Annotated in this window: 8 protein-coding genes; all 8 read left to right on the top strand. The window is 57.1% G+C overall.

What is annotated here, in order from left to right; genetic code table 11:
* Positions 1-88: 88 nt before the first annotated feature.
* Entirely contained in the window at positions 89-1,210 is a 1,122-nt protein-coding gene (dgoD, locus tag AC1XOS_RS18645) for a galactonate dehydratase (RefSeq protein WP_481963724.1), read from the top strand.
* 108 nt (positions 1,211-1,318) lie between these two features.
* Positions 1,319-1,468, top strand: a complete 150-nt coding sequence (gene rpmH / locus AC1XOS_RS18650) for a 50S ribosomal protein L34 (protein WP_481963725.1) — start codon at positions 1,319-1,321, stop codon at positions 1,466-1,468.
* 33 nt (positions 1,469-1,501) lie between these two features.
* Positions 1,502-1,873 carry a ribonuclease P protein component gene (gene rnpA / locus AC1XOS_RS18655; protein WP_481963726.1) on the top strand — a complete coding sequence of 124 codons (372 nt, stop codon included), beginning with the start codon at positions 1,502-1,504 and terminating at the stop codon, positions 1,871-1,873.
* Between the two features lie 71 nt (positions 1,874-1,944).
* Positions 1,945-2,169, top strand: coding sequence for a membrane protein insertion efficiency factor YidD (yidD, locus tag AC1XOS_RS18660; RefSeq protein WP_481963731.1), 225 nt, complete (start codon positions 1,945-1,947; stop codon positions 2,167-2,169).
* Between the two features lie 7 nt (positions 2,170-2,176).
* A complete protein-coding gene (locus AC1XOS_RS18665; RefSeq protein ID WP_481963727.1) occupies positions 2,177-3,415 on the top strand; it encodes a YidC/Oxa1 family membrane protein insertase in 1,239 nt (412 codons plus the stop codon).
* Between the two features lie 6 nt (positions 3,416-3,421).
* Positions 3,422-3,880: a Jag family protein gene (locus AC1XOS_RS18670; protein ID WP_481963728.1), complete on the top strand. Its 459-nt coding sequence runs from the start codon at positions 3,422-3,424 to the stop codon at positions 3,878-3,880.
* A 6-nt stretch (positions 3,881-3,886) separates the two neighbouring features.
* On the top strand, positions 3,887-5,230 hold the full coding sequence (locus tag AC1XOS_RS18675) for a C1 family peptidase (protein ID WP_481963729.1): 1,344 nt from the start codon (positions 3,887-3,889) through the stop codon (positions 5,228-5,230).
* 44 nt (positions 5,231-5,274) lie between these two features.
* Positions 5,275-5,945: UDP-glucose 4-epimerase GalE (gene galE, locus AC1XOS_RS18680; protein ID WP_481963730.1), on the top strand; the 671-nt coding region annotated here is incomplete at its 3' end.

Genomic DNA, 5,945 nt, shown 5'->3' on the forward strand with positions numbered 1-5,945 from the left:
TTGAGCGGCGATTTTTGGCTTCGATGCGGCACTTTGCATGCGGGTATTGTACCTGTTATCCACAAGAAAACTCAGGTATCCTACGTGCATGAAAATTACAAAGCTTGAGACATTTCTGGTTCAGCCACGCTGGCTGTTTCTAAAGATCCACACCGATGCAGGGATTGTGGGGCTAGGGGAGCCGCTCCTTGAAGGCCGTGCGGAGACGTGCGCGATGGCTGTCAAAGAGCTAGAGAGCGAGCTGATTGGGCAAGATCCCACCAAGATTATTCATCACTGGCAGGCGATCTACCGGCATGCGTTCTATCGTGGTGGCGAGATCTTGACCAGCGCGCTCTCCGGAGTGGAGCAGGCCCTCTGGGACATCAAGGGCAAGGCGCTGGGTGTGCCTGTTTATGAGCTACTCGGCGGCCCGACGCGCGATAAGATTCGTGTCTATTCCCACTGTGGCCTGGGCGATGACCCGGAGCAGAGTGCGGCCAATGTTCGGGCGAAGCTCGCGCAAGGCTACACCGCGATCAAAACTGGCGTTTCCGGAGGCCGTCCTCCGCGCATGATCGAGACACCAGGCTTTGTTGAGACCGTCCGCGACAAGTTCGCCGCCATGCGCGAGGCAGCGGGCCCCGACATTGATATCGCGATTGATTTTCACGGGGCCGTGCCACCCGCCACGGCGATGCTGCTGATCAAGGCGCTGGAGCCGTATCAGCCGATGTTTATTGAGGAGCCCGTGAACTGTCAGTACGTGGATATTCTGGCGGACATGGCAAAAAAGACCCACATTCCGATCGCAACGGGCGAGCGCCTCTTCACCAAGTGGGCATTTCGTGAGGTATTGGAAAAACGCGCCGCTGTGATCTTGCAGCCCGATATCTCCCATGCAGGTGGCATCTTCGAGCTGCGCCTGATTGCGGGCATGGCGGAGGCCTACTACGCGGGGATCGCGCCGCACTGCCCGCTCGGCCCCATTGCCTTTGCGGCCAGCTTACAATTGGACGCTAGTATCCCGAACTTTCTGATTCAGGAGCAGGTCAACATGGGCGAAGGCTATTTAAAAGAGCCCTTCGTCCCCGAGAATGGCTACGTCCCACTTCCCAAAAAGCCCGGTCTGGGAATCGAGCTAGACGAAGATGCCATCGCCGAAAAACTCGGCCACGACTGGAAACCTCCGCACCTCTACGACGAAGATGGCTCTGTCTGCGATTGGTAATATTGCGCGAGGCTATGAGCCGTGATAAGATGACCGTCTGTGTGTGCGGCGCGGAGTGATCCGCGCCGTTTTTACGCCGTCTAAAATTTTCGGAGTGAGTAGAGAAAAATGAAGCGAACTTTCCAGCCTAAGAACCGCCGCCGTCTGCGCGTGCATGGCTTCCGTGCCCGTATGCAGACCCCCACGGGTCGTCGTGTGCTCAGCAGGCGTCGTCAGCAGGGGCGACATGCTCTGACGGTTTTTGCCCACAAGCACTAGCTTAGATAAGACGCTCTTGTTGTCTTCCTAAAAATGTTGCCGCGTGCCCAACGGCTTGTCCGTACACGGGATTTTCAGGTAACCTACCAGAGGAGGCGTCGGATGGATCATCCGGCGCTAACACTCTATGTAGGGCGTCTGCATGAGGGAACGCCTCGGCTTGGTTTTGTCGTATCAAAGAAGGTAGCAGGCAAGGCGCACGACCGGAACCGGGTTAAGCGTCGCCTTCGGGCAATCTGTTTGCCTCTCTTGCCACGGTTGGGAAGCTGTGATCTGATACTTGTGGTTCGTACCCCGGCGCTTGCGCTGGCGTTTACCGAGCTCCAAGTGGCTGCTGTGCAACTTTTCCAGCAGGCAGGGGTCTTGAGGGACAGTGACTCGCAAGAAGGACACGACGAGCGATGAAAACAGGGCGCAGGCAGAAAACACGAACCAAGCTCCAAGAAGTTTCTTCTCTCCTCTCCGAGGGGACGCAGATCCTCTTTCTGGGGCTGATTCGTGGCTACCAGCGTGTTTCTCGCTACACTCCTTCTACCTGCCGGTTCACCCCCTCTTGCTCCGAGTATGCCGCACAGGCCATTCAGGCCTACGGCCCCCTCCGAGGGAGCTGGCTGGGCATGAAGCGTATCTGTCGTTGCCATCCGTTTCATCCCGGTGGCCACGATCCTGTCCCCGGACTCGCTCCCTCAAACGAAGGATAAGACTGAAGTGACCCTTTCCCGACACGTCTCCACTTTTCTAGCCCTAGCGCTCTTGACGCTCACCCTGCTCTTCGGGGCGGGGTGTGGCCCCAACTATGTCGTTCCAGACACTCCTGCACAGGCCATCGTCGCCGCCGAAGCGAAGGTAAAAACTGCTGAAGAGGCTCAGAAGAGTAAGTCCACTCAAGAGGCTGCTCTCTGGCAGGAAGCCGCGGGGTTCTATGGAGCCGTTGCCAATAAATTCATCACCCAGCCTGAGGGGATGAAGGCCGCCGTGGTCGCTGCAGACCTGAGCATTGCCCATCTCAAGAACGACTACCAGGCTTGGGTTCAGCTCAAACAACAAGTGCGCCAAGTGGCGAAGGTCGAGAGCCCTGAAAAAACTGCCCTCGTGGAAAAGCTAGATGCACTTGGCCTCAAGATGGACAAGGACAACTCGAAGGGAGTTGCCTACAAGATCATGGATGGGCTGGTCAATCTCTGTGGAGGTAACCCCGAAGGCTCACCGGTTATTGCGATCTTTGTGATTGCCATCTTTGTGGCGATTATCATGTGGCCGCTTCAGCTCAAACAATACAAGTCTTTCAAAGAGCTTGCGAAGTACCAGCCTGAGATCAAGAAGATCCAGGAGCGCTACAAAGAAGATCCGATGCTCATGCAGCAGAAGATGGGCGAGTTCAACCGACAGCACGGCGTTAATCCGATGCAGGGCTGCTGGATGATCATTCCCCAAATGGGAATTTTCTTTGCGATGTTCCAGCTCATCCAGAGCTACCAGTTCCATTTCAACAACACGCACTTTCTTTGGATCAACCAGGCAAATGGCCTCGCGAGTCTCCAGTGGCCGTCGCCTCTCACGGGCGCGGTTGCCCATCACTTAGGGGAGCTGGACATTCTGCTCCTACTGCTCTATGCCGTTGCGCAGTTTCTTCAGTCCAAGCTCCTGCCCCCTCCGACCGACCCCACACAAGCAGAAGTGCAGAAGGCCATGACGACTTTCATGCCGGTCATGTACTTCATGTTCATGTTCAATAGCCAGGTGTCGTCGGCCTTTGTCCTGTACTACTTTGTCTCGACGCTCCTAGGAATGCTGCGACAGTTCTTGATGAACCGCATGACCAAAGACGAAGGGACTGGCCCCGTCGTACTGGCAGCGGAAGGCACTTCAGGGGATAATGCCAAATCGGGTGCGAGTCTGGCAGCAAATCCGAAGCTAATCTCGCCCAAAAATCAGAAGAAGAAATAGGAGTAGATGATGGAGGATCTCAAGGCGCAGGTGCTGGAGTTTGCTCAGGGCTTTGCCGAAACCACGGGGCTAGACGTGACGGCGGAGATTACGCGGGACGAGCCCGAGGGCGTGCTGATTGGTTTCCAGGGAACGGACGCCAAGCAGCTCATCGGGCGGGGCGGTCAGGTTCTCGATGCGCTTCAGGTTATCGCGATCAATAGCATCATGGGGCAGGGCCGTGGACGACTTCGCGTCACTTTTGACGCCGATGGCTACCGTTTGCGCCGCGAGAAGATGCTCACGGACATGGCCAACGAGCTTGCCGATCAAGTGGCCTCGACAGGTCAAGAGGCCGTGCTAGACCCGCTGCCGCCTCTTGAGCGCCGTATCGTCCACCAGGTCCTCACCGAGCGCACCGACATTCAGACCTACTCGGAGGGTGAAGAGCCTAATCGCTATATTGTGATTGCGCCAAGGCAGTAGACCTCGATGCCCACTTCCCTCACCGACGAGGTCCTCACGCACTGCCGCGCCACGCTCGCTTCCGACCCCGTGGCGCGGATCGCTCGTAATGCAGTCGCTAAGACCGCGATCAAAGCCGTCGCGCTGAACCGGGATGCGGTCACGCGGCTGACGCACACGTACTCCCACTCCGTTTTGACGGGCAAGACCACCGCACAAAATGCTTCAGGCCGCTGCTGGCTCTTTGCGGGTCTCAATCTTTTCCGCACGCAAATCGCGGAGACACTGGGCGTGGAGGACTTCGAGCTCTCGCAGAACTACCTGATGTTCTGGGACAAGCTGGAGAAGGCAAACTACTTTCTCGAAAATATCCTCGCCACTCTCGATGAGCCCGTGGGCAGCCGACTTCTGGACTGGCTCTGTGCTAGCCCGCTTCAAGATGGTGGGCAGTGGGACATGTTTGCCGCGCTGGTAAAAAAATATGGCGTCGTTCCCAAAGAGGCCATGCCCGAGACCGAGAGCTCGTCGCGCTCCGCTGACATGAACGCGCTCATGACCCTCAAGCTACGTCAGGCCGCCGGTGAGCTACGTGCGACCCATAAGGCGGGAGCTAGTGAGGCCGAGCTACGCATGCAGAAAGATGCGCTCGTGCCAGCACTCTACCGGATGCTGGTGACGCATCTGGGCGAGCCGCCCACCGAGTTTTTGTGGCAGTGGCGTGATAAAGACAAGAACTTCCACCGCGACGGCGTGCTTACCCCACAGCAGTTCCGGGAAAAATACGTTACGACGGAGCTTGACGAGCTAGTTTGCCTGATCCACTGTCCCCAAACCACCAAGAGCTACAACACGCCCTACACGATTGCCTATCTCGGAAACGTCGTCGGAGGGCAGCCGATTCAGTACCTCAATGTCGAGATGGCAACTCTCAAGGCGGCGACCCAGGCAATGATCCAAGATGGCAAGCCGGTCTGGTTTGGCTGCGATGTCGGCAAGCAAATGGATCGTGATCTTGGTTTGATGGACCTAGAACTCTTTGAATACGAGCTGCTCTACGGAACCAGCCTTGGTATGGACAAAGCCGCACGCCTCGACTACGGCCAGAGCCTGATGACCCACGCCATGGTGCTCACCGGCGTAGATCTCGATGAGGACAATCAGCCGCGTAAGTGGCGGATTGAGAACTCCTGGGGCGAGCAGGGTGGCGATAAGGGCTTCATGGCCATGACCGACTCCTGGTTCGATGAGTACATGTACGAGGTGGCGGTGGAGAAAAAATATCTTTCCCAAGAGCTCCTTGCGCTGCTCAATCAGTCCCTTGTCCCGCTAGATCCCTGGGATCCCATGGGATCGCTCGCTTTGGCAGACTAGCCTGATAGAATAAAGATTCTAAACAAAATCTGGAGGAAACTTTCTTGTCGATTCTCGTGGTGGGTGGCGCGGGCTACATTGGCTCTCATGCTTCCTTGTATCTAAAGGAAAGTGGCCATGAGGTGGTCATTCTCGATAACTTCGAGCTAGGGCACCGCAAGGCCGTTAAGATTCTGGACGTGCCCTTTGTCTATGCCGACTATGGCGACAGTGCTGCCGTGGGAAAGGCGATCCGTCAGTACAACGTGGATGCGGTGATGCACTTTGGGGCCTATGCCTCGGTGCCGGACTCCGTGGCTGACCCACGCAAGTACTACGAAGGCAATATCACCAAGGGCCTTGCGCTTCTGGGGGCGATGCTGGACAACGGGGTGAAGCACCTGATCTTCTCGTCGAGCGCCGCGACGTTTGGTGAGCCGCAGACTCTCCCCATCCCTGAGGATCATCCGCAGAAGACTACCAACCCCTACGGCGAGACCAAGCTCATGTTCGAGCGCATCTTGAAGGACTACGAGCACGCCTTTGGCCTCACCAGTGTCAGCCTGCGCTACTTTAACGCCGCGGGTGCCGACTCCCAGGGCCGCCTTGGCGAAGACCACAGCCCCGAGCAGCACGCCCTGCCACTTCTTTTAGACACCGCACTGGGCCGGAGAGAAAAGTTCTTCGTCTACGGCACCGACTGGGACACGCGCGATGGAAGCTGCCTGCGTGACTT

This window comes from Armatimonas sp. (genome assembly GCF_964826245.1).

Coding starts and splice junctions, on each gene's coding strand:
- dgoD (WP_481963724.1), top strand. CDS start 89: ATGAAAATTACAAAGCTTGAGACATTTCTGGTTCAGCCACGCTGGCTG.
- rpmH (WP_481963725.1), top strand. CDS start 1,319: ATGAAGCGAACTTTCCAGCCTAAGAACCGCCGCCGTCTGCGCGTGCAT.
- rnpA (WP_481963726.1), top strand. CDS start 1,502: ATGTTGCCGCGTGCCCAACGGCTTGTCCGTACACGGGATTTTCAGGTA.
- AC1XOS_RS18670 (WP_481963728.1), top strand. CDS start 3,422: ATGATGGAGGATCTCAAGGCGCAGGTGCTGGAGTTTGCTCAGGGCTTT.
- AC1XOS_RS18675 (WP_481963729.1), top strand. CDS start 3,887: ATGCCCACTTCCCTCACCGACGAGGTCCTCACGCACTGCCGCGCCACG.